Here is a 22,576-nt window from a genome sequence, read left to right as displayed (position 1 = left end):
TCGAAGGGCCTCGAAGAAGAAATGAAAGCGACCTTGACGGCGGTGGCGCGAAAACTCATCTCGCCCTCCATACGCTACGAAATGAGGCACTTCGCCAACAAGGTACTTGAAGTGATGGCGCGTGCCTGTTTCTGGCGCTGGGAAGTTGCCAGGTTTCGGTTGCAGCAGGAAAGCCCCTACGAATTTATTTATATCGGCAGGAAGCAGCAACGGGAAATGGCCAAGCTGCTGATTGCCGGCAAGGGCCAGGACAACGCTGCGGTTATTGACAGTGCAAGCGCGACGATGGCCGCCAACCACGTGGTGGTGGTCAGCGAAGTGCCGACTTCGGGGGCATTGTCGGTGCCGCATTACCTGAGCGCCGTGGTGCCGCTGGGGCGATCGCTGGAAGACATCACGGCGCGCTACGACAGCGAGTTGCGGCGCAGCATCCGCAAGAACCGCCCGCTGTACCAGATGCGTCAGGCCCGTTCGGACGATGAGATCGCCATGGCCGACCGCGACCTGCTGCGCCCCTACGCCAGCGCCAGGCAGGGTATCCATGCCGCGCAGTTTCCCACTGAAGAAGTGTTTCGCATTGCCAGGAGTGTCGGTCGGCTCGACTTGATCACCTTGGGCGATGAAGTGATCGGCTGCCACTTGGGCTGTGAAGTGGTGCGCGCTGGCAAGCGTTATTGGAGCACATTGCGTTTCGGCTACTGCGAGGCGGTGTTTACCGATCCGCGGAAGTTGCGCGAGGTGAATTCGATCACCACCTTCATGGCCCTGGAATGGGCACTGGAACAGGGTTTTGACTATTACGACATCGGCCTTTGTCTGGCGCGGCCAGATGACGGTTTGTTGAAGTGGAAGCGCCGCCGCGGTGGCGATATCGATTCGCTGGGCAACCATGCCTGCCTGTTTGTCCGCTTGCCCAGAACCGGCACGGCGAAGTTCCTCTGGGACACACCGATGTTCGCGATTGAGGGCGATAAACTCACACTGCATCTGGGGTTGCCCGAGGGCCCGAGTGACGACGAAGTTGCCCGCCGCTACCAGGAAATGGTGTTTGGCGGCCTGCACAAGATTTATTTCTATGGTGGCAACGGTGCGGGTGAAGCGTTCGTGGAAAGCTTGCGCCGCCGTTACGCCAACCTGCAGTCACCGCCCACCATGGAAAGGGTCATGTGCAGCTGAGCGGATGCCAGGGAGGCGTTGATCTGGCGCCTTGCGCCAGGCTTTTGACCTTGTCACCAAGGGAGGACGCTTCATGGGAAGCGACATCTCGCAGTTCAGTCCATCGCCCGCAGACAGGCAGCACACCTGGACCTTGGCTGCCTACCGCTATATGGCGCGCAAACGGCTGGGTGGGAACAGCACCATCGACCTCAAGAGCATCGCGGCCAAGAGCTGGGACATTGCCCCTGGTGAAGTCACGGTCTCGCCCCCGGCCTTTTACCTGCCAGGCCAACTGGAGCGGGTGACGGGCTGGGAAGGCAAGCGTTTCTATCCCTACGTGCACCCTGCACGCACCATGGAGGGCGGTATCAGCACGCTGCAAGGGCCAACCCGCGGCTACCTGATCAAGGAGGTGTGGCTGGTCGACGGGGCGTTGTACAAGGGCAACGCCAGCCACTGGCTGTCACTGAAGCCGGGCCTCCTGCCGACCATCATCGTGGACAATGAAATCGACCGTGCGGCCATCTATTGCACGCAAAATGGCAATACGTGGTTCGGTACCTGGCTGATGGAGGATTGTCCGACCTATGCGCTGGCCTGTAACGAAGGCATACCGGTAACCACCGCGCCCTCGGCCAGATTCCCGCTGTTTACCCAGGCGCCGGCCTATGAAGACTGGCTGGAGATGAACCCGCTGCGCCTGCGCAGTGCGTTTTTCCGTGAGCTGGTGTTGTTCGATGACCTGGCCAACAACCGCAGCCGGCATTCCCGCTACCGGGCCATGGGCGACAAGTTGCTGTCGCATGTGCAGCATGCCCCACACCCTGGGGTATTTCTGCTGCGTGGTGGCGATGGTGACCTGCGCCTGTTGCGCAATGAGCTGGCGTTGGCCGAGCACTTGCGCGCCACCCGCGGCTTTCGCATCGTCAACCCGCTGAAGTCCGATGTGCCAAGTATCGTCGCGGCCTGCGCCGGGGCACGGGTGGTCATTGGTGTAGAGGGTAGCCAGCTGGTGCATGGGGTGAATGTATTGCAGGCCGGCGGTTGCCTGCTGACCTTGCAGCCGCCAAACCGGTTTGTCAGCTACTACAAGTACCTGACGGACCGTGACCACCAGCATTTCGGCTTTGTGGTCGGGGTACCCGAAGGCGATGGTTTCACTGTCGATATCGGCGAAGTGGAGCGGACGCTGGACCTGTTTCCGCGATAAGCGTGTAGTATCCAGGCGCATGGCAGCTGCGAGTGGGGTGAGGGATGATCGAGGTATCACGGTTCTGGCGCGACCCGGCGTTGCCCTTCGTCGAAGCCCGACGGGTAGGTGACGGGCGCCAGGTGTGCTATGCCGCGCATTCCCATGAGAGCTTTTCCATCGGGGTGATCACTGGTGGGCGTAGCACCTACCGGAACGGTGACCAGTGCATCGAGGTGGAGGCTGGTACCACGGTGCTGATGAACCCTGGAGTGGTGCATGCCTGCAACCCCATCGCCGGGGAGGCATGGTCATACCTGATGTTGTTTGTCGATATGCCCTGGTTGCAGGCGCTGGGGTTTGCCTTGCCGGCCCAGGTCTGGAGTAGCTCGCCGGCGTTGTACCAGCGTCTGTTGCAGGCCTTTGCCGACCTGTTCGACGCCAGCGTGCCGGATCGGGAAGGCCGCTTGGTGGCGCTGTTTGGCGCGCTGCCGGGTCTGCTTGGCGGTAATGCCAGTGTGAACGACGAGGGCAACCCGCGACTGGACGCGGCGGCAGCGTTCATACGCGCCCATCGTGGTGACCCGCTGGGCCTGGACGACATCTGCGCGGCCTGTGGCCTGTCGCGCTCGTACCTGATACGTGCATTCCGCCAACGCTTCGGCCTGACGCCGCATGGCTACCTGCTCGACCAGCGCGTGCAACTGGCCAGGGCGCAACTGCGCCAGGGCCGGCCAATTGCCGAGGTTGCGCAGGACGCCGGGTTTGCCGACCAGGCGCACCTGCAGCGGGCCTTCAAGCAGCACTTGGCGGCGACCCCGGGACACTACCGCAATGCATTCGGCTGAATTGCCATGTTGGCGGCGATGGGGCCGGTGCAGCTAGCCTCAAATGACCAGATAAACCGCGCTGCCCACGAGCAGCACCGCCAAGCCCCGATTCAGCAGGCGCATGTGCCGTGGGTTGCCCAGGTATTGGCGGATCACGCTCCCGGCCCACGCCCAACTGGCCACCGAAATGAAACAGATCGGCCCGTAGATCCAGGCAAACAGCCACAGCAATTGCTGCTCACCGCCGGTATAGGCACCAACCCCGGCCACCGCTGCCAGCCATGCCTTGGGGTTAAGCCATTGCATCGCCGCGCCGTGCCAGGCCGAAGGGGCCTGGGTGGGATGTGCACTGCCCAACTGGCCGTCGTCGCTGGCCAGCTTCCATGCCATGTACAACAGGAACGCAACGCCGCCCCAGTGCAACAGCAGGCCCAGCAAAGGCCAGCGCAGCAACAGCTGATGCAGGCCCAGCCCGACCAGCACCAGCAGCAGGCAGAAGCCCAGCGTGGCGCCAGCCACATGCGCCAGGCTGGCACGCAGGCCATGGCGGGCACCGCTGCCCAGCGCAACGATGTTGACCGGGCCGGGGGAGATCGATGCGGCCAGTGCGAAAGCGGCCATGGACAGGGATAGGCTCATGAGGGCATTCCTTTTGGTTGAGGGTGGCCCCATGCTCGGTCATCGACAGCCTGCGGTATTGAAGAAAAGTACCCACTCCGGACTAATGCATTTCCCTGTGGGAGATTGCCCAGCCCTTCGGGCTGCGCTGTCGCACAGATAACTGAATTCGCAAGCGATCCTCGTACTCTGTGGGAGCGGCTTTAGCCGCGAAGAATCCAACGCGGTGCATGGCACCGGCTGCGCCGGTGTTCGCGGCTAAAGCCGCTCCCACAGGGTCCCTGCTAATTCAATGAGTTATGTGCAGTTCTATGAGAGCGTGGCTCTGGAGGCGTTGTTACAGGTTTTGTAATAGTTTTGCGCTATCAGAGAATGCCGCAGCGCTTGTAGGATCATTCTTCCTATTTGCTATCAAGGTCTATATGAGCACCTTCGCGGAGCCCCCCAGTCCCCGGCCTTTAAGGCCTTCCTTCTTCTGTCCTCGTGACGCTGCCCTCGTGAGTACCTGCTAATGGAATGGCTAGCCGACCCAACGGCCTGGCTGGGCCTGTTGACGCTTATCGTCCTCGAGCTGGTGCTGGGTATCGACAACCTGGTGTTCATCGCCATTCTGGCCGACAAGCTACCGCCACATCAGCGTGACCGCGCGCGGGTCATTGGCCTGAGCCTGGCGTTGATCATGCGCCTGGGCCTGTTGGCCAGTATCTCGTGGATGGTCACCCTGACTGCGCCGTTGTTCGAGGTGTTCGACAAGAGTTTCTCGGGCCGTGACCTGATCATGCTGTTTGGTGGCGTGTTCCTGCTGTTCAAGGCCACCATGGAGTTGCATGAACGCCTGGAAGGCCATGTGACCCAGGCCAGCGGTGTGGTGCGCCATGCAGCGTTCTGGCCGATCGTCGCGCAGATCGTGGTGCTCGATGCGGTGTTCTCGCTGGACGCGGTGATCACTGCGGTGGGCATGGTAGAGCAATTGTCGGTGATGATGATCGCGGTGATCTTCTCGATCGGCATCATGATCGTTGCCAGCAAGCCGCTGACCCGCTTCGTCAATGCCCACCCCACGGTGATCATGCTGTGCCTGGGCTTCCTGATGATGATCGGCTTCAGCCTGACTGCCGAAGGCCTGGGCTTCCATATCCCGAAAGGTTACCTGTACGCGGCCATCGGCTTCTCGATCCTGATCGAGCTGTTCAACCAGCTGGCCCGTGCACGCCGCAAGCGCAGCCTGCAGCAGCACCGACCGCTGCGTGAGCGTACCGCGCATGCCGTGCTGCGCCTGCTGGGTGGCCGCCGGGTCGAGGCTGATGAGGTGGGCGAGGAGATCGCCGACCTGGTAGAAGGCGGTGAAGAGCAGGTGCTGTTCGACCGCCGCGAACGGGTGATGATCAGTGGCGTGCTGAACCTGGCCGAGCGACCGATCCGAACGGTGATGACCACCCGCACCGAAGTCGACGTGATCGACCTGGCGCAGCCGGCCGACGTCATTGCACAGGCCCTGGCCAATTCGCCGTACTCGCGCCTGCCGTTGATCCGCGATGGCCGCGTGGACGAGCCACTGGGTTTCGTGCACAAGAAGGAGCTGCTCAAGGAACTGTTGTCGGGCAGCCAGCCCGATCTGGAGGGTATGGCCCGGGTGCCGCTGAACCTGCTGGAGAGTTTCAGTATCCTCAACGCCCTGGAGCAGATGCGTGATCAGTCGACGCACATCGCCTTCGTAGTCAACGAATTTGGTGACTTCACCGGCCTGCTGACCATGACCGATATTCTCGAGTCGATTGCCGGAGAGCTGCCGGATGCCAGCGAAGTCGAAGGCCCGGGCATCGTCCAGGAAGGCGAAGGTTTTGTGGTCAGCGGTGCGGTGAACCTGAGCCAGGTGCAGGCGCGTACCGGCTTCAGCGCCCGCGCCACCGAGGACTACCAGACCCTCGCGGGCCTGGTGATGAGCCTGCTCGACCGCTTGCCCATGGTCGGCGACCGCCTGGCCTGGAATGGCTGGACGCTGACCGTGGAGGCGGTCGAGGAGCGGCGGGTGCGTCAGGTTCGGCTTACACCGACCGGCGACGTTGACGCAGCAGGTGCTTGAAGCCCTCGATCACCAGCACCAGTACCGCGGCCCAGATCGGCAGGTAGGTCAGCCACTGATCCGGGCCGATGGTTTCACCCAGCAGCAGCGCCACGCCCACCAGCAGCACCGGTTCTACATAGCTGAGCAGGCCGAACAGGCTGAACGGCAGCAGGCGGCTAGCCAGCACGTAGGCGATCAGGGCCGAGGCGCTGATCGCCCCGAGAATGGGGATCAACGCATACAGCCCCGGGTGTGCCTGCAGATCGGCTGGGGAAAGCGGGCCCTGGATCACGAAGTACAACGCCCACGGCAACAGCAGGCACATGTCGCACCACAGGCCACCCAGGTGGTCGGTGCGGCAGCGCTTGCGCAACACGAAGTAGATCGGGTAGCCGATCGTCACCACCAGGGTTTCCCAGGCGAAACTGCCATGCTGGTACAGCTCGTGGCCCACGCCCAGCGCGGCGCAGGCCACGGCCACCTTCTGCAGGCGTGACAGGCGCTCGCCATACACCAGCCGCCCGGTCAGGACCATGGCCAGCGGCAGCAGGAAGTAACCCATCGACACTTCCAGGCTACGCCCGTGCAAGGGGGCCCAGAGAAACAGCCACAGCTGCACGCCCATCAGCCACGATGTGCCGACCATGCCCAGCAACAGCAGCGGTGTGCGTCTTACCCGGGCGAGCAGCTCGCCCACCCGTTTCCAGTCTTTCGAGACAAGCATGAACAGGGTCAGACAGGGCAGTGTCAACAGGGTGCGCCAGCCAAAGATCTCTTCGCCATCGAGTGGCGTGAGCAGAGAGGTATAGAAGTACATCACGGCGAACAGACAGGATGCCATGACCGACGAAAGAATGCCTTTTGACACGAATGCCTCGAATAGGGAATTGAGCGGGTGGATCAGCCGCGCATGATCTCAGGGGGCGCGGCTTGCGGCAACCGCGACGCAGCCGGGCGTGCGGCCAATGCCTCGAGGAACTGGGCGGCCGGCATGGGCCTGGCGAACAGGTAGCCTTGCTGGAAATCCACCTCGTGGCGGGCCAGATAGTCGCGCTGGGCCTCGGTTTCCACGCCCTCGGCAACGATGCCCAGTCCCAGCTTGGCGGACAGCTCGATGATGGTCTCGAGGATATGCACCGACAACGCGTCGCCACCGATCATGGCGACGAAGCTTTGGTCGATCTTCAGGTAGTCGACCTTGAACTGGCGCAGGTAGTTGAGGCTTGACTGGCCGGTGCCGAAGTCGTCGAGGGCGATCTTCACGCCCATGGCATTCAGCTTCTCGAAAAGTTCCAGGGCTACCGGCGTGGCCTCGATCAGCTTGCGCTCGGTCAACTCCAGGGTCAGCACCACCCGGCCTGGCGGGAAGTGCTGGAGGAAAGTGCGGCAGTCGTCCAGCAGGCTGAAGTCGCGGCAGTGGTCGGCGGTGATATTGACGCCGATATGGAAGCCGTCCTCCAGCAGCCCGGCATATGGCGCCAGGTTCTGCGCGGTGTGCATCATCAGTGCGCGGGTCATGGCGACGATCTGCCCGCTGTGCTCGGCATAGGGGATGAACAGGTCGGGCCGTACCAGGCCCTCGCGCGGGTGGTTCCAGCGCATCAGCACTTCGGCGCCGGCCCAGCGGTAATCGCCCTTGCGCACCACAGGCTGGAAATACGGCAGGAACTCGTCGGCCTCCAGGGCCCGTTGCAGTTCGGCGCGCGGCGAGGTGGCGCGACGAACCTGCCAGCGGCACACCAGGGCGGCCACCGTGCCCAGTATCAGCAGCAAGCCGAACAGGGCGGGGTAGTGGGTACGCCACAGCAGCCCCTGCTGGTCGCTGCCATAGCCGCCATGCACGCTGAACGGGTAACGCGTCGAACCCAGCAGCACATTCGCGCTGGCCGCTGCGGGTGGCACACCCTTGTGCACGATGCCATCCTTGCCCATCCAGGCGTCACCCACGCGGATCTGCAGGTCTTCATCGGGGCCGATCAGGCGCAGTGCCGTCAAGAGGTGGTCGCCATCCACGGTGCTGATCGCGCCGCGGTCACCGTCGCTGGCCCTGTACACCAGCAGCGGGTGGCCGGGGGTGACCGAGTTGCCGTCCATCAGCCACAGCTTGCCGTCGGTGTAGTCGACGGGGTTGACCGGCTCGTCGAATGCGCCGAACAGCGAGGTACAATAAAGGGCGTTGTGCCGGAACAGGTTGGTCGAGCGCACGAAGGCGTTGCGCGTGACCTGGGCGCGCAGCATGAGCTGGGCCTCGTCGCACGGGCTGCCGGCAAGCGGCAGCAGGGCATTGGCAGCGCTGGACAGGTTGTCGAGAATGCGTTCGACATGCTCCACCACCTGGCGGGTGGTGGCCTGGCTGCTGGCCTGCATTTCGCGCTCGATCTGCCAGTTCATCACGGCCAGGCCGCACGCCACCGGCAGCACGCCGACGACCCAGGGCAACAGGGTGCGCCAGCCGAGGCCGGCGCGGCGTTTGACGGAAAGGGGCATGCTGACCTGATCTGTAGGAAGGATTACGAGAGGATAGCCGCTTGTCGGAACCTGTGAGCAACTAAAGCGCGACAAACCATTTTACGCAATGTAGAATCGATTTACGAATACAACAATAAGGTCCTTCGATGCCGAAGGATCAAGCCCGCCGAGAATGGGTCCATATGACATACCATGGGTTCAAGCTGATAATAGGTGATTTCCTCGCCCGCAGCGTGCGGGGTATCCCGTGCTCACCGCCGTTTCCGTTCCACATCCCACGCAATCAATAATTTTTCGCTGCAGATGAGGACACGAACATGGCTGATATCTTCGACAACCCAATGGGCCTGATGGGCTTTGAATTCATCGAACTGGCTTCGCCGACCCCTGGCGTACTCGAGCCGGTATTCCAGATGCTGGGTTTCACCAAGGTGGCTACCCACCGCTCGAAGGATGTGCACCTGTATCGTCAGGGTGACATCAACCTGATCCTGAACAACGAACCCAAGAGCATCGCCTCGTACTTCGCTGCCGAACACGGCCCGTCGGTATGCGGTATGGCGTTCCGCGTGCGCAATGCCCATGAGGCCTATGCTCGTGCCCTGGAACTGGGCGCCCAGCCGGTGGAAATCGAAACCGGCCCGATGGAGCTGCGCCTGCCGGCGATCAAGGGTATCGGCGGTGCGCCGCTGTACCTGATCGACCGTTTCGAAGAGGGCAGCTCGATCTACGATATCGATTTCAAGTTCATCGAGGGTGTGGACCGCAACCCGGTGGGCGCTGGCCTGAAGATCATCGACCACCTCACCCACAACGTTTATCGCGGGCGCATGTCGTACTGGGCCGGCTTCTACGAGAAGCTGTTCAACTTCCGCGAAATTCGCTACTTCGACATCAAGGGTGAGTACACCGGCCTGACTTCGCGTGCCATGACCGCACCGGATGGCATGATCCGCATTCCACTTAACGAAGAATCGTCCAAGGGCTCCGGGCAGATCGAAGAGTTCCTGATGCAGTTCAACGGCGAAGGCATCCAGCACGTGGCCTTCCTGACCGATGACCTGCTCAAGACCTGGGACGCCCTCAAGGGCTTCGGCATGCGCTTCATGACTGCACCGCCGCAAACTTACTACGAAATGCTCGAAGAGCGCCTGCCAGGCCACGGCGAGCCGGTAGACCAGCTGAAAGCACGTGGCATCCTGCTCGATGGTGCATCGCAGCCTGACGACAAGCGCCTGCTGTTGCAGATTTTCTCCGAGACCCTGCTCGGCCCGGTGTTCTTCGAGTTCATCCAGCGCAAGGGTGATGACGGCTTTGGCGAGGGCAACTTCAAGGCCCTGTTCGAATCCATCGAACGCGACCAGGTGCGCCGTGGTGTGCTGAGCACTGACTGATCCACCCAGGAGAGCCGCCGCCGTCATGCATGCCCGGCGGCGGTACCACGCCGGTTGGTCCGCGCCCTGAACAGGGTCAGATAGACGATCGAGCCTGTCACGATCCCCACCAGCATTAGCGATGGCAGGATCTGCAGCATCGACTGGCGGGCTTCACGGGCGGTATAGCCTTGCGCGTAACCGCCCTTGACCTGATATCCATATTTGTCCGAAAGCGCACTTTCAGTGAACTCGGACTGAGAGGGGCGTTGTCTGTCGCGGCTGTCTCCAAGGCTCCAGATATACCGGTCGCCAAACTCCAGCAACAGCGTCAAGCCGTCCTGGAAAGCGTCCAGTTCGTTGCGCAGCTGCATGGCATAAGCGGTCACTACGACACCGTTGCCGTTGCCACTCAGGTAGAAGTTGACCAGCAATTCGTTAGATGCAGCCCCTGAGCCGTAGGCCAGTTCGACCTGGCGGCCGGACCGGGCAAAGGCCGACACGTCAGCCAGTGAATCCGATGTGGTGCCGCAGTAGGCTTGGTTGTCCTTGATCAGGGACAACGAACGCACCACAGAGCGGCTGGCCACCTGGTCCTGCAACGTGCCGATGACGTCATTGCACGGCTTGCCCGCAAGGGGCAGAGCCTGATGTGCGGACTCGTGCAAGCGGTCCAGCGCCTGATCAACACTGAAAACTGCCTCCTGGAGCGAAATGTTTGCGTTTTCAGCGAGTTTTTTTTCCAGCTGGAACATCATCACCAGCAACCCGGAAACCACGGGCACCAGGCCCAAGGCGATGAGCAGCAGCAGTTCCAGCAAGCTGCGCCCGGCGTGCATGATTTTCGACATAGGCCAATCGCTCTCCGGTCCGAAACTGTTCGTGGTGAACAGGTGAACCCTGAGCCTATGTATTCAATGGCCGCCCGGCTGTAGGCCGGGTGCACTGCGCGTTATGGGAAATCCAGAAGCCCGGCGTAGGCGGGCTAGCGGCCCTTGAGTTTTGCGAGTACTTTCTCGGCCAGCGGGCCTGTGGAGGCGGGGTTCTGCCCGGTAATCAGCCGACCGTCGGCAACCACGTAAGGTTGCCACGGGTCATCATGCTTGCTGTAGTTGCCGCCGCGGGCGCCCAGCTCGTTTTCCGTCAGGAAGGGGACCACCTTGTCCAGTTCGGCGAGCTTTTCCTCGGTATTGGAAAAGCCGGTCACCTGGCGGTCCTTCAGCAACAGGCTGTTGTCGCTGAGCTTGATGTTCAGCAGGCCGACAACGCCATGGCAGACCGCTGCGACAATGCCTTTGTTCTCGTAGACCCGGCGTGCCAGCTCTTGCAGCGGCTGGTTGTCGGCAAAGTCATACATTACGCCGTGCCCACCGGTGTAGTAGATGACGCTGTATTCTTCGGCCTTCACCTGGCCGGGGCTCAAGGTGTTGCCCAGGCGGGTCATGAAGCGCTTGTCGTCATACCATTGCCAGTCCAGGTCGGGGGCCATTTGCAGGCTGTGAGGGTCGACCGGTACATAGCCGCCCAGCGGGCTGACATAATCGACCGTGTAGCCGGCCTTTTCGACTTTTTCGACAAAGTGCACGGCTTCCCCCAGCCACAATCCGGTCGCCCGCTTGAGGGTCGGATACTTGGCTGTATTGGTCAGCACCACCAGCATTTTCTTGCTCATGACCACGCTCCCGTCGGCAACCTGAATGGGCCGTTGCTCCCTGGCCCGAGGGAAAACCTAATGAGCATAGCTGTCAGGCGCAAGTACGTCATATTGCGTGGCGTGTGCTGTGCTAACGTAAACGGTATCCAAGGGACGCCCGTACCTTTTCCTGAATCATGCTGGAGTCACGATAGTGGCAGCAAACGGTACGCCGCGCGAACCTGCGCCGCAGGTCATCCTGCAATCGTCTGTGTCGGCACCGGTCGACCTGATGGGCGAACGGATTGCACGGTTCGACTGGGGGCGCACATCGCTCGGGCCGTTGCCGCGCTGGCCGGCTTCGTTGCGCATTGCCGTCGACATGATGCACTTGTCACCGTTCCCGTGTGCCGTGGTCTGGGGGCCAGACCTCAGGGTGGTCCACAACGATGCCTACCGGGCATTGCTGCCGGTTGCCCCGGATGCACTGGGCATGGCCTTCGATGCGCTGTGGAGCGATGTATGGCCGGCGATGGGGCCTTGGGTGTTCAAGGCACTTGAGGGCCGCTCAAGTTTTGTCGAAGACCCACCGCTGCGTATCGCCCGCGGCGAAGGCGCCGAACCGCTGTGGTGTGCGTTCGGTTATGCGCCGATTCGTGATGAGCTGGGCAGCGTGGCGGGTTGTTTGCACACGGTGATCGAGACCACCGCCAGCGTTGAGGGGTACCGCCATTGGCGCGAGCAGGCTGAAGGCTTCGAGCGACAGATAGAACAGCACGTGGCCGAGCGCGAGCAGTTCTGGCAGTTGTCACGCGATGCGATGATGACCGTTAGCCGTGAACTGAAGTTGCATGCTGCCAACCCCGCCTGGCACCGCATTCTGGGCTGGACCGAAGAGCAGGTGCGGGATGTGTCGGTACTGGAGTTGGTGCATCCGGCGGATCGCGCCGAAGTTCAGGTGGCTGTGTCCGGGTTTCTGCAGTACAGCAACACCGAGCAACTGGAGACCCGCCTGCGTCACCGCGATGGCCATTACCACTGGTTCCGCTGGAGCGCGCGTTTCGATGGCAGCGTGTTGACAGCGGTTGGCCGGGATATCACCGAGGACCGTGAAGAGGCTGCTCGCCAATCCGAAGCCCTGATGCGCAACAACGAACGTCTGGAGGTGGTTGGCCAGTTGGCCGGTGGCATGGGGCATGAAATGAACAACTTGCTGTCCGGTATCGGTGGCAGCCTCGAATTGCTGCAACGGCGCCTGCAGGAAGGACGGCTGGAGCGGGTAGGGGCGTATGTCGAGGTGGCGCGTGACTCCGTACAGCGCGCCATGGAGCTGACCCATCGCTTGCTGGCGTTTTCCCGCTATCAACCATTGGCCCCCAAACCGCTTTACCTCAACCGTCAACTGAGGTTGATCGAACCCATGCTGCTGAGGACGTTAGGCGCCGAGATGCGCCTGGACTGGCAGCTGGATGTTACGCCGTGGGCAGTGAACCTGGACGTATCCCAGCTTGAAAATGCCTTGATCAACCTGTGTGCCAATGCCCGTGAGGCATGCCTGGAGCGTGGTACTGTCACACTCCACAGCGTCAACAGGCGGCTGACGGCGTGTTTTCCAGACGAGAGCGGCCTGCCGCCAGGCGATTACGTGGCTTTGCATGTAGAAGATGATGGGCATGGCATGTCGGCGGTAGACATTGCCAGGGCCTTTGAGCCGTTCTTTACCACAAAACCTGTCGGGCGTGGGTCCGGGCTTGGCCTTTCGATGGTCTATGGCTTTGTCGGCCAATCGGGGGGCTACGTGTGGATCGAGTCGACACCAGACTTGGGGACCAAGGTGTGCATGCTGTTCCCAAGGTGCCATGAGCCGGTACCTGCGGAGCCCAAGCTGTTGCAGCGTTCGCACCGACTGGCCCAGGGCGAGCGGTTGTTACTGGTCGATGACGAGATCGGTTTGCGTGCGGTCATGCGCGAGTACCTGACCGAGCGTGGTTTCGAAGTCACTGAGGTGGGCGACGCCAATAGTGCGCTGGAGCACTTTCGCCATGACGGTCCGTTCGACCTGGTGATCACCGACATCGGCTTGCCGGGTGGTTTCAGTGGCCGTCAGGTGGCCAAGGCCATGCGCATGCAGCTCCCGCTGCAGAAGATACTGTTCATCACCGGCTACGCGGATCAGTCGATCGATGCGCAGTTGCTCGAACAGCCGGGCATGGCATTGATGAACAAGCCGTTCGCGCTGGCGGACCTTGTGGATGAGGCACTACGCATGCTCGAGGAGTGATGCGGTTCAGGGCTTGCCCAGAATTTGCGTCACCTGCGCCTGCAGTTGCTTCAGCTCGAAGGGCTTGCAGATCAGGTGCATGCCTGCTTCCAGGAATCCTTCGCGGGCCATGGCTGTTTCTGCATAGCCAGTAATGAACAGCACCGGCAAGTGGGGGCGCAGGTTGCGCGCAATCTCAGCCAACTGGCGGCCATTCATGCCGGGCAAGCCGACATCGCTGATCAGCAAATCCACCGGTTGTGTCGAGCGCAGTACCTCCAGGCCCTCGCTGGCGTTGGCGGCATTATGGCAGGCAAAGCCATCCTCGCGCAGGGCCTGGCCCAGCAATTGGCGGACATGCGGGTCGTCCTCGACCACCAGCACGTGATGGCCCCGGTTACCTTGCGCGGGCTGCGCGGGTTTGCCCGGCGTCTGGGGCTGGCTGACATGGCGCGGCAGGTACAGGTCCACTCGGGTACCTTGGCCGATCTGGCTGTGCAGGGTGACATGGCCGTGGGACTGCTTGCTGAAGCCGTACACCATCGACAGGCCCAGGCCGATGCCCTGGCCGATCGCCTTGGTGCTGAAGAACGGCTCGAAGGCATGCTCCAGCGTGCTTTGCGCCATGCCATGGCCGTCATCGATGATGCGCAGGCGCACATAGTCACCGACGCACAGGGCGCCACCGGCGAATTGCCTGGTGCCGATGTGCTGGTTACTCGCCTCTATACGCAGCTGGCCGCCATTGGGCATGGCTTCGCAGGCATTGAGCAACACGTTGTCGAGGGCTTCCTGCAGCTGCTGGTCATCGGCTTCGACGGACCACAGGCCCTTGGCGATGTGCACTTGCAGGGTTACGGTCGGGTTCAGGCAGGCCTTCAGGCGCTTTGCCTGGAGCAGGCCGTGCAGGTCGACTTGCTGGCTGTGCAGCGATTGCCGGGAGGAGAAGGCCAGCAGGCGGTGGGTCAGGCGGGTGGCGCGTGACACGGCCTCGCGGCCCAGGCGCAGCACGCTGTCCAGGCCATCGCTGCGGCCCTGGCGCAGGCGCCGGTCGATCAGCTCGAAGCTGCCCCCAATGCTGGTAAGCAGATTGTTGAAGTCATGAGCGACACCCCCGGCCAAATGGCCGATGGCTTCCATCTTGAGCGTCTGGTGGCGGGCGAACTCGCTGCGCTCCTGGTCTTCGCCGGAAGGCGAGGCCTGGGCGTCCAGGCGTTGCTGCAGGTCAAGCAACTGATCGCGCGCCAGGTACTGCCGGCGCCGGTTGCGCAGGGCGAACTGGGTCAGGTTCAGCAGTTGGGCGTTTTCGAATGGGGCGACCAGCAGTACCAGGTTGCCCACCGGGTGGTTGGTCGAGCTCATGGCCGCCTGGCTGCCCTGGACGAGCAGCAAGATGGGCAGGTCCGACCAGCTCGGTTGCTGGTCGATGAATGCCTGCAGCAACGCGCTTGGCCCTTGTCTGAACACTTGCTCGGCAATGATCGCCAGGCCTGCGCCTTGGGCCAGGCAGGCCTGAAGATCGGTCAGGTCGCCCGCGCACACGCTGTCGATGCCAGCAGAGGCGAGCAGGTGGGCAGTATCCGCGGCTAATGGCAGGGGCGCGAGGATCAAGGCACGCTCGTCCAGCGCCAACGAACTGGCCAAAACGATTCTCCTGTAGGGTGGTCCGATATCCACTGGACCCTGGGCGCAGTCCCAGGGTTCAACAAATTATCGGGTGTTGCCTACAGGCCCTGTTGCAGCAGGGGATCGTCCGGGTTCTGACGCTCCAGTTCGGCCAGCAGCACCTGCACGTTCTGCAACTGGCCGGTTTCCTTCCAGTACTGGATCAGCAACACCCGTGCCCGACGATTGGCCGGCTGGCGGCTAAGCACGGTTTCCAGTTGCTTTTGCGCGGCGTCGAGTTGTTCCAGTTCATGCAGGGTGACTGCCAGTGTATAGCGGTAGTCGGCGTTGTCTGGATCCAGCTCGACGGCGCGGGACAAGGCCAGCAAGGCGTATTCGCGCTGCTCGTGGCGGTTCAGCCAGAGCCCCAGTTCGTACTGCAGAAAGGCCGAGTCGGGACTCAGCGTCAGGGCTTTGCCCAGCACCTGACGCGAGGCGTCATGCTGGCCCTGGCGTTCCAGCAGCCGTACCTTGGTAGCCAATGCGTCGAGGTTGTCTGGCGCTACCGCCAGGGCTCGTTGCAGGGCGGTGGTGGCCAGGGTGTAGTCGTTTTCGTGCAGGTACAGGCGCGCCAGGTGGACCTGGGCGTCCGCATCTTCGGGTCGTTGCTCCAGGGCTTGCTGGTATTGCTCGAGGGCGGCCTGCAACGGGCCGAAATACAGGCCGATGTCATCCGGGTCAAGGCCGAGCAGGGCATCTACCGCGGCAAAGCGTACGCTTTGCTCGTCGTCGTCCAGCAACGGGCCGAGTACCAGGCTGCGCTGCGCCGCCGGCAGCAGGCGACGGATACCGGCAATGGCCACACGGCGTACCAGCGGGTCTGCATGCTCCAGGTCCTGGCGGGCGAGTTTCAATGCCTGGGGCGAAGGGTAGTTGGGCAACTCGGCATACAAGGCCGCACGGCGGATGGGCGGCAGGTCTGTGCGTTGCAATTGTTGGTACAGCACCCGCGCGGCGCCGGGTTGGCCCTCATGGGCCTGGCGCAGGGCCTTGGCGTAACTGTGCGCAGGCAGGGTTGGCGGGGCTGGCTGGTCGTCGCGCCACAGGTAGCCGAACAGGGCCGATACCAGGATCAACAGCAGCAGGGCGATCAGGTAGCGGTTGCGTCTGGGCATCGGACGATCCGTGGCGGCGGGAAGGGCAGAGCTTGGGCTAGCCGGGGGGTAAATGCAACCGAGTGAGGGTTGCGTGGCGCCTGCCTCGGGTTTTGCGGTGGGGCATAAATCGAGCGCCGCCCGCGCGGCGCTCGATCTCGACGACAATGATGATGTCGTGGCGAACCCCCCCAAAAAAAACATAAAAAAGCCCCACGGACCAAGGTCTGCGGGGCAAACGGCTGGGGGAGGAGCCAACCAAAGGAGTCGTTGAAACGGGGTGTATCAGCGCGCGCTGGCTACGGTCTCCGGTTGCCAGCCGCCACCCAGGGCCTTGTAGATCGAGACAATGCCGCGGTACAGCTCGACCTCACCTTGGGCTTGCGCATCTTCAGCGCTCAGCCGCTCACGCTCGGCATCGAGCAGCACCAGGTAGTCCACCGTACCCTCCCGATAACGAATCGAGGCCAGTTCCGCCGCCTTGCGGCTGGCGTCGCTCTGGCGCATCAGCGACAACAGTCGCTGCTGGGTCTTGTCGTAGTCGCTGAAGGCGTTGGCCGATTCTTCCAGGGCCAGCAACACCTGCTGTTCGTAGTTGGCCAGCGCCCCTTCGGCATCGGCCTTGGCACCGCGCAGGCGGGCGCGCACGCTGCCCAGGTCGAAGGCGGCCCAGGTGATGCTCGGGCCCAGTGCCCAGGCATTGGCTGCCGAGGAGCCGATCTGTGAGCCACGGGCGGCAGTAAAGCCGAGGAAGCCGCTGAGGCTGACACGGGGGAACAGGTCGGCGGTGGCCACGCCAACATTGGCGGTGGCGGCCGCCAGCTGGCGTTCGGCGCTGCGGATGTCCGGGCGGCGGCGTAGCAGTTCACCCGGGTCACCCACCGGCAGCGCCTTGGCAATCGCCGGCAGGGCTTTAGGCGACAGGTCGACGCTGAGCGCCTCCGGGCGCTGGCCGAGCAGGGTGGCGATGCGGTGCCGCGCTCGTGCCTGTTCTGCCTGCAGTTGCGGTACGGTGGCTTCGACCCCGGCCAGGCGGGCGTCGGCCCGCACCACGTCAAGGTCGTTGCCCACGCCGGCATCGCGCAGGGTTTCGGTGATGGCCCGTGATTCCTGCTGGGTCTTGAGGTTGGCCAGGGCGATCTTCTCGCGCAACTGCGCGCCGCGCAGCTGGCCGTAGGCATCGACCAGCTCGGCGATCAGGCTGACCTGCAACTGCTGCAGGTCGGCCGCAGCCACCGCTTCCTGGGCTTCGCTGGCTTCGATCTGGCGCTGGATGCGGCCAAACAGGTCAAGCTCCCAGGCCATGTCCAGGCCCAGGTCGTAGCGCTCGCTGTTCACCCGTTGCGTGGTCTGACCGGGGATCTGGCCCTTGCCGATGTCGCTGCTGGCGCGGCCGGTGACCACCGGAAACTGGTCGTTCTCGGCGTCTTCACGGATCGAACGGGCCGATTTCAGGCGGGCGAAGGCCACGCGCAAGTCGCGGTTGCCATCCAGCGAAGCCTGCACCAACTGGTTCAGCACCGGGTCGTCGAACTGCTTCCACCACAGGCTTTCAAAGCGGCTACGGTCGTAGGCCTTCGCCTGCACATCACTGCTCAGTTGCGCAGGTTCGGTGGCCGGGGCCTGGTAGTCCGGGCCTACCGCACAAGCCGCCAGGGTCAGGGCCAGCAGGCTCGGGGTCAGGGGTTTGAGCAGGTTCATGCATGGTTCTCCAGCACTTGAACGTGTTCGGCCTTGCGGGCCTGGCGACGCTCGACGAAACGGCGAATCAGGAAGAAGAACACCGGGGTCAGGAACAGGCCGAACACGGTAACGCCGATCATCCCCGAGAACACCGCCACACCCATGGCATGGCGCATTTCGGAGCCGGCACCGGAGCTGAACACCAGCGGAACCACGCCCATGATGAAGGCGATCGAGGTCATCAGGATCGGCCGCAGACGCAGGCGGCAGGCTTCCAGTACCGCAGCCAGCGGGTCGAGCCCCTTGGCCTGTTCGTCCTTGGCGAACTCGACGATCAGGATCGCGTTCTTGCACGCAAGGCCTACCAGTACGATCAGGCCGATCTGGGTGAAAATGTTGTTGTCACCCCCCGACACGATCACCCCGGTGATGGCCGAGAGCAGGGTCATCGGCACGATCAGGATGACTGCCAGCGGCAGGCTCCAGCTTTCGTACTGGGCGGCCAGCACCAGGAAGGCCAGCAGCACGCACAGCGGGAACACGAACAGCGCGGTGTTACCCGAGAGGATCTGCTGGTAGGTCAGGTCGGTCCACTCGAAGGTCATGCCGTTGGGCAGTTCCTCTTTCAGCAGCTTCTCGATTGCAGCTTCCGCCTGGCCAGAGCTGTAACCCGGTGCCGCGGCACCGTTGATCTCGGCGGTGATGAAACCGTTGTAGTGCATCACCCGGTCAGGCCCGGAGGTGTCGCTGACCTTGAGGAAGGTCGCCAGCGGGATCATCTCGCCAAGGTTGTTGCGCACCTTCAGTTGGCCGATCTGCTCGGCATCGAGGCGGAATTGCTGCTCGGCCTGGACGTTGACCTGGTAGGTGCGGCCAAAGCGGTTGAAGTCGTTGGTGTACAGCGAGCCCAGGTAGACCTGCAGGGTGTCGAAGATGTCGGTGATCGCCACGCCGTGGGTCTTGGCTTTTTCCCGGTCGATGGCGGCATCGACCTGGGGCACGTTGACCTGATAGCTGGTGAACAGGCCCGCCAGTTCCGGCACGTTGTGGCTCTTGGCGATGATGTTCTGGGTTTCCTTGTACAGCGCCTCGTAGCCCAGGTTGCCACGGTCTTCGATCTGCAGGCGGAAGCCGCCGATGGTGCCCAGGCCTTGCACCGGCGGGGGCGGGAAGATCGCGATGTAGGCGTCCTGGATATCGGCGAACTGGGCATTTAGCGCCGCAGCGATGGCTGCCGCCGACTGGCTCGGGTCCTTGCGCTCGTCGAACGGCTTGAGCGGGGTGAACACGATGCCGCTGTTCGGGCTGTTGGTGAAACCGTTGATCGACAGGCCAGGAAAGGCTACCGAGTCGGCCACGCCAGGCTGCTTCAGGGCGATTTCGCTCATGCGCTTGATCACCGCTTCGGTGCGGTCGAGGCTGGCTGCGTCAGGCAGTTGCGCGAACGCCACCAGGTACTGTTTGTCCTGGGCCGGCACGAAACCGGTCGGAGTGGACGAGAAGCCCAGGTAGGTCAGGCCCATCAGGCCGGCATACACGAACAGGGCGATGCCGCTGGAGCGGATGACCCTACGCACGCCGCCGACGTAGCGGTTGGAGGCGCGGTCGAAGAAGCGGTTGAACGGGGCGAACAGCCAGCTACCCAGCAGTTTTTCCAGGAACCGCGAGAAACGGTCTTTTGGCGCGTGGTGATCCTTCAGCAGCACGGCAGCCAGGGCCGGCGACAGGGTCAGCGAGTTGAACGCCGAGATGACCGTGGAAATGGCGATGGTCAGGGCGAACTGCTTGTAGAACTGCCCGGTCAGGCCGGAAATGAACGCGGCAGGTACGAACACGGCGCACAGCACCAGGGCGGTGGCGATGATCGGCCCGGTCACTTCGCCCATGGCCTTCTGCGTGGCTTCCAGCGGCTTGAGACCCAGGCCGATGTTGCGCTCGACGTTTTCCACCACGACGATGGCGTCGTCCACCACGATACCGATTGCCAGGACCAGACCGAATAATGACAACGCGTTGAGCGAAAAGCCGAACAGGTGCATCACTGCAAAGGTACCGATCAGCGAGACTGGCACGGCCATCAGCGGGATGATCGAGGCGCGCCAGGTCTGCAGGAACAGGATCACCACCAGCACGACCAGCACCAGTGCTTCGAACAGCGTGTGCACCACGGCTTCGATGGAACCACGCACGAACACGGTCGGGTCATAGACGATGCTGTAGTCCATGCCCTCTGGGAAGTCCTTCTTCAGCTCCGCCATTTTCGCCCGCACTTCGTCGGAGATCTCGATGGCATTGGAGCCTGGACGCTGGAAGATCGGGATGGCCACCGCCGGCTGGTTGTTCAGCAGCGAACGCAAGGCATACTGGCTGGAGCCGAGCTCGACCCGGGCGATGTCCTTCAGGCGGGTGATTTCGCCATCGGCACCGGCGCGGATGATGATGTTCTCGAACTCTTCCTCATTGACCAGGCGACCCTGGGTGTTGATCGACAGCTGGAAGCTGGTTGAACCCGGGGCGGGCGGGGCGCCAAGCTGGCCGGCGGCCACCTGGCGGTTCTGCTCGCGGATCGCAGCCACCACATCACTGGCGGTGAGGTTGCGCGAAGCGGTCTTGTTCGGGTCCAGCCACACGCGCAGCGAGTAGTCGCCCATGCCGAACAGCTGCACATCGCCCACGCCGCCCAGGCGCGCCAGCTCGTCCTTGATGTTGAGGATGGCGTAGTTGGACAGGTAGAGCATGTCGTAGCGGTTGTCCGGCGACGTCAGGTGCACGACCATGGTCAGGTCGGGCGAGGCCTTGTCGACGGTGATACCGATGCGGGTCACTTCTTCGGGCAGCTTGGGCTGGGTACGGGTGACGCGGTTCTGTACCTGCACCTGGGCGTTGTCCAGGTCAGTGCCCAAGGCGAAGGTGATGGTCAGCGTCAGCTTGCCGTCAGCGGTGGACTGGGAGGACATGTACAGCATGTTCTCCACACCGGTAATCGCTTGTTCCAGCGGCGCGGCGACGGTTTCGCCGATGACCTTGGGGTTGGCGCCGGGGAAGTTGGCGCGTACCACCACGGTGGGCGGCACCACTTCGGGGTATTCGCTGATCGGCAGCTGGAACAGCGAGATCGCACCCGCAATCAGCAGCACCAGCGACAGCACCGCGGCGAAGATAGGCCGGGTAATGAAGAATTTCGAAAAGTTCATCGGTGTGGTCCCTTAACCGCGTGGCGCCTGGGCGCTGGCGACTTTCACGTTGTTGCCCGCCACCTTCGGCGCCGGGTTGCTGGCCTCCAGGGCCTGGCGCTGCTGGGCGAGGGCGGCGAGGGTCTGTTCGCTGGCCATCTGGGTATCGATCGGGGTGACCGGCGAGCCAGGGCGCACGCGTTGCAGGCCCTTGACCACGATGCGGTCGTCCTTGCCCAGGCCGCTGCGCACGATGCGCAGGCCTTCCAGCTTCGGCCCCAGCTCCACGGCGCGGTAGGCGGCCTTGTTGTCCTTGTCCATGACCAGCACGAACTTCTTGCCAAGGTCGGTGCCTACGGCTTCGTCATTGATCAGCACGGCGTGGTACTGGGCGCTGCCCACCAGTTTCAGGCGTGCGTACAGGCCCGGAGTGAACTGGCCGTCGCTATTGTCGAACACCGCACGGCCACGGATGGTGCCGGTGCGCGGGTTGACCTGGTTGTCGACGAAGTTCATCTGGCCCAGGTGCGGGTTGCCGGTTTCGTTGGTCAGGCCCAGGTACACCGGGGTGCTCTGACCGCGCTGGCCTTCGCGGGCCAGCTGGGTGTACTTGAGGTACACGCGCTCGTCGGCGTCGAAGTAGGCGTAGACCTTGTCGGTGGAGACCACGCTGGTCAGCGGTGTGACATCGGCGGTAACGATGTTGCCGGCGGTGAACTGGGCGCGGCTGACACGGCCGCTGATGGGCGCGGTGACACGGGTGAAGCTGAGGTTCAGGCGTGCCAGGTCGAGCTGGGCCTGGATTGCGTCGACCCCGGCACGGGCTTCGGCGGCGGCGCTGCTCCGTGATTCGGCCAGTTCTGCGGAAATCGCGTTGCTGTCACGCAGGCGTTCGCCACGGCGGGCTTCGTTGGCGCTGCGGATGGCGGTAGCCTTGGCCTGCTGTAGTTGGGCTTCGAGGCGGCGGACCTCTGCCTGGAACGGGCGTGGGTCGATCTGGAACAGCAGGTCGCCTTTCTTGACCTGAGCGCCTTCAGTGAAGGCCACCAGGTCGATCTGGCCGGAGACCCGTGGACGCACCTCGACGGTTTCCGGGGCTTCGAGGCGGCCGGTGAACTCGTCCCATTCGTTGATCGGTTGCTCGATCACCTTGGCCACACTGACTTTCGGCGCGGCGGGAGCCTGCACAGCGTCGGGGGTTCGGCCACAAGCGCTGATCACCACCACTGCCAGGGCAGCGAGGGGGAAGCGCAAGGGTTTGAGTGATTGTTCCATGGAGAACTCCGCCAATGTATTAGTAGTGGGCGGAGTGTGAGTGTCTTGCGCGTGAGGCACGAATCGAACGGGCCGAAGGTTATTATCACGA

16 protein-coding genes are annotated in these 22,576 nt (G+C 62.9%); 6 read left to right on the top strand and 10 right to left on the bottom strand.

Going from position 1 to position 22,576, the window contains the following annotated elements:
• Positions 1-21 precede the first annotated feature (21 nt).
• The 3 genes from CAY82_RS13795 (at position 22) to CAY82_RS13785 (ending at position 3,195) form a co-directional block, all read left to right on the top strand.
• Entirely contained in the window at positions 22-1,176 is a 1,155-nt protein-coding gene (locus tag CAY82_RS13795; protein WP_087501699.1) for a hypothetical protein, read from the top strand.
• A gap of 73 nt (positions 1,177-1,249) precedes the next feature.
• Positions 1,250-2,368, top strand: a complete 1,119-nt coding sequence (locus CAY82_RS13790; RefSeq protein WP_087501698.1) for a glycosyltransferase 61 family protein — start codon at positions 1,250-1,252, stop codon at positions 2,366-2,368.
• Positions 2,369-2,412: 44 nt separating this feature from the next.
• A complete protein-coding gene (locus CAY82_RS13785) occupies positions 2,413-3,195 on the top strand; it encodes an AraC family transcriptional regulator (protein WP_087501697.1) in 783 nt (260 codons plus the stop codon).
• Between the two features lie 39 nt (positions 3,196-3,234).
• On the opposite strand, the gene CAY82_RS13780 is transcribed toward CAY82_RS13785, so the two are convergent.
• Positions 3,235-3,816, bottom strand: a complete 582-nt coding sequence (locus CAY82_RS13780) for a LysE family translocator (protein WP_087501696.1) — start codon at positions 3,814-3,816, stop codon at positions 3,235-3,237.
• A 490-nt stretch (positions 3,817-4,306) separates the two neighbouring features.
• Here CAY82_RS13780 and CAY82_RS13775 point away from each other — a divergent pair, with 490 nt between their 5' ends.
• Positions 4,307-5,878 (top strand): TerC family protein, encoded by a 1,572-nt coding sequence (locus tag CAY82_RS13775; RefSeq protein ID WP_087501695.1) that lies wholly within the window; start codon positions 4,307-4,309, stop codon positions 5,876-5,878.
• Here CAY82_RS13775 and rarD read toward each other — a convergent pair.
• Together rarD and CAY82_RS13765 are read right to left on the bottom strand one after the other, a co-directional pair.
• Positions 5,841-6,728: an EamA family transporter RarD gene (rarD, locus tag CAY82_RS13770; protein WP_087501694.1), complete on the bottom strand. Its 888-nt coding sequence runs from the start codon at positions 6,726-6,728 to the stop codon at positions 5,841-5,843. The two genes, CAY82_RS13775 and rarD, sit on opposite strands and share 38 nt — an antisense overlap.
• 32 nt (positions 6,729-6,760) lie before the next feature.
• Positions 6,761-8,347: an EAL domain-containing protein gene (locus tag CAY82_RS13765; protein ID WP_087501693.1), complete on the bottom strand. Its 1,587-nt coding sequence runs from the start codon at positions 8,345-8,347 to the stop codon at positions 6,761-6,763.
• A 299-nt stretch (positions 8,348-8,646) separates the two neighbouring features.
• Between CAY82_RS13765 and hppD the strand changes: the two genes are divergently transcribed.
• A complete protein-coding gene (hppD, locus tag CAY82_RS13760; RefSeq protein ID WP_025339331.1) occupies positions 8,647-9,723 on the top strand; it encodes a 4-hydroxyphenylpyruvate dioxygenase in 1,077 nt (358 codons plus the stop codon).
• Between the two features lie 23 nt (positions 9,724-9,746).
• On the opposite strand, the gene CAY82_RS13755 is transcribed toward hppD, so the two are convergent.
• Positions 9,747-10,553, bottom strand: coding sequence for a CSS-motif domain-containing protein (locus CAY82_RS13755; protein ID WP_087501692.1), 807 nt, complete (start codon positions 10,551-10,553; stop codon positions 9,747-9,749).
• A gap of 134 nt (positions 10,554-10,687) precedes the next feature.
• Positions 10,688-11,374, bottom strand: coding sequence for a type 1 glutamine amidotransferase domain-containing protein (locus tag CAY82_RS13750; RefSeq protein WP_087501691.1), 687 nt, complete (start codon positions 11,372-11,374; stop codon positions 10,688-10,690).
• A 175-nt stretch (positions 11,375-11,549) separates the two neighbouring features.
• Between CAY82_RS13750 and CAY82_RS13745 the strand changes: the two genes are divergently transcribed.
• Entirely contained in the window at positions 11,550-13,616 is a 2,067-nt protein-coding gene (locus CAY82_RS13745) for a PAS domain-containing sensor histidine kinase (RefSeq protein ID WP_087501690.1), read from the top strand.
• A gap of 6 nt (positions 13,617-13,622) precedes the next feature.
• Here CAY82_RS13745 and CAY82_RS13740 read toward each other — a convergent pair whose 3' ends face one another.
• From CAY82_RS13740 to mexE, 5 genes are all read right to left on the bottom strand, one after another.
• The gene (locus tag CAY82_RS13740) at positions 13,623-15,239 is read right to left on the bottom strand and encodes a response regulator (protein WP_087501689.1); all 1,617 of its coding nucleotides are present in this window, start codon (positions 15,237-15,239) and stop codon (positions 13,623-13,625) included.
• 80 nt (positions 15,240-15,319) lie between these two features.
• Positions 15,320-16,375: a tetratricopeptide repeat protein gene (locus tag CAY82_RS13735; protein WP_087501688.1), complete on the bottom strand. Its 1,056-nt coding sequence runs from the start codon at positions 16,373-16,375 to the stop codon at positions 15,320-15,322.
• A gap of 264 nt (positions 16,376-16,639) precedes the next feature.
• Complete coding sequence (locus CAY82_RS13730; protein WP_087501687.1) at positions 16,640-18,055, bottom strand: efflux transporter outer membrane subunit; 1,416 nt, start codon at positions 18,053-18,055, stop codon at positions 16,640-16,642.
• A complete protein-coding gene (locus tag CAY82_RS13725; protein WP_087501686.1) occupies positions 18,052-21,231 on the bottom strand; it encodes an efflux RND transporter permease subunit in 3,180 nt (1,059 codons plus the stop codon). The genes CAY82_RS13730 and CAY82_RS13725 overlap by 4 nt, the downstream gene beginning before the upstream one ends.
• A 12-nt stretch (positions 21,232-21,243) precedes the next feature.
• Positions 21,244-22,485, bottom strand: coding sequence for a multidrug efflux RND transporter periplasmic adaptor subunit MexE (mexE, locus tag CAY82_RS13720; protein ID WP_087501685.1), 1,242 nt, complete (start codon positions 22,483-22,485; stop codon positions 21,244-21,246).
• Positions 22,486-22,576 lie beyond the last annotated feature (91 nt).

This window comes from Pseudomonas sp. SID14000, assembly GCF_002165135.1.
Classification (GTDB): Bacteria; Pseudomonadota; Gammaproteobacteria; order Pseudomonadales; family Pseudomonadaceae; genus Aquipseudomonas.
This window is presented reverse-complemented; position numbering and strand designations above follow the sequence as displayed.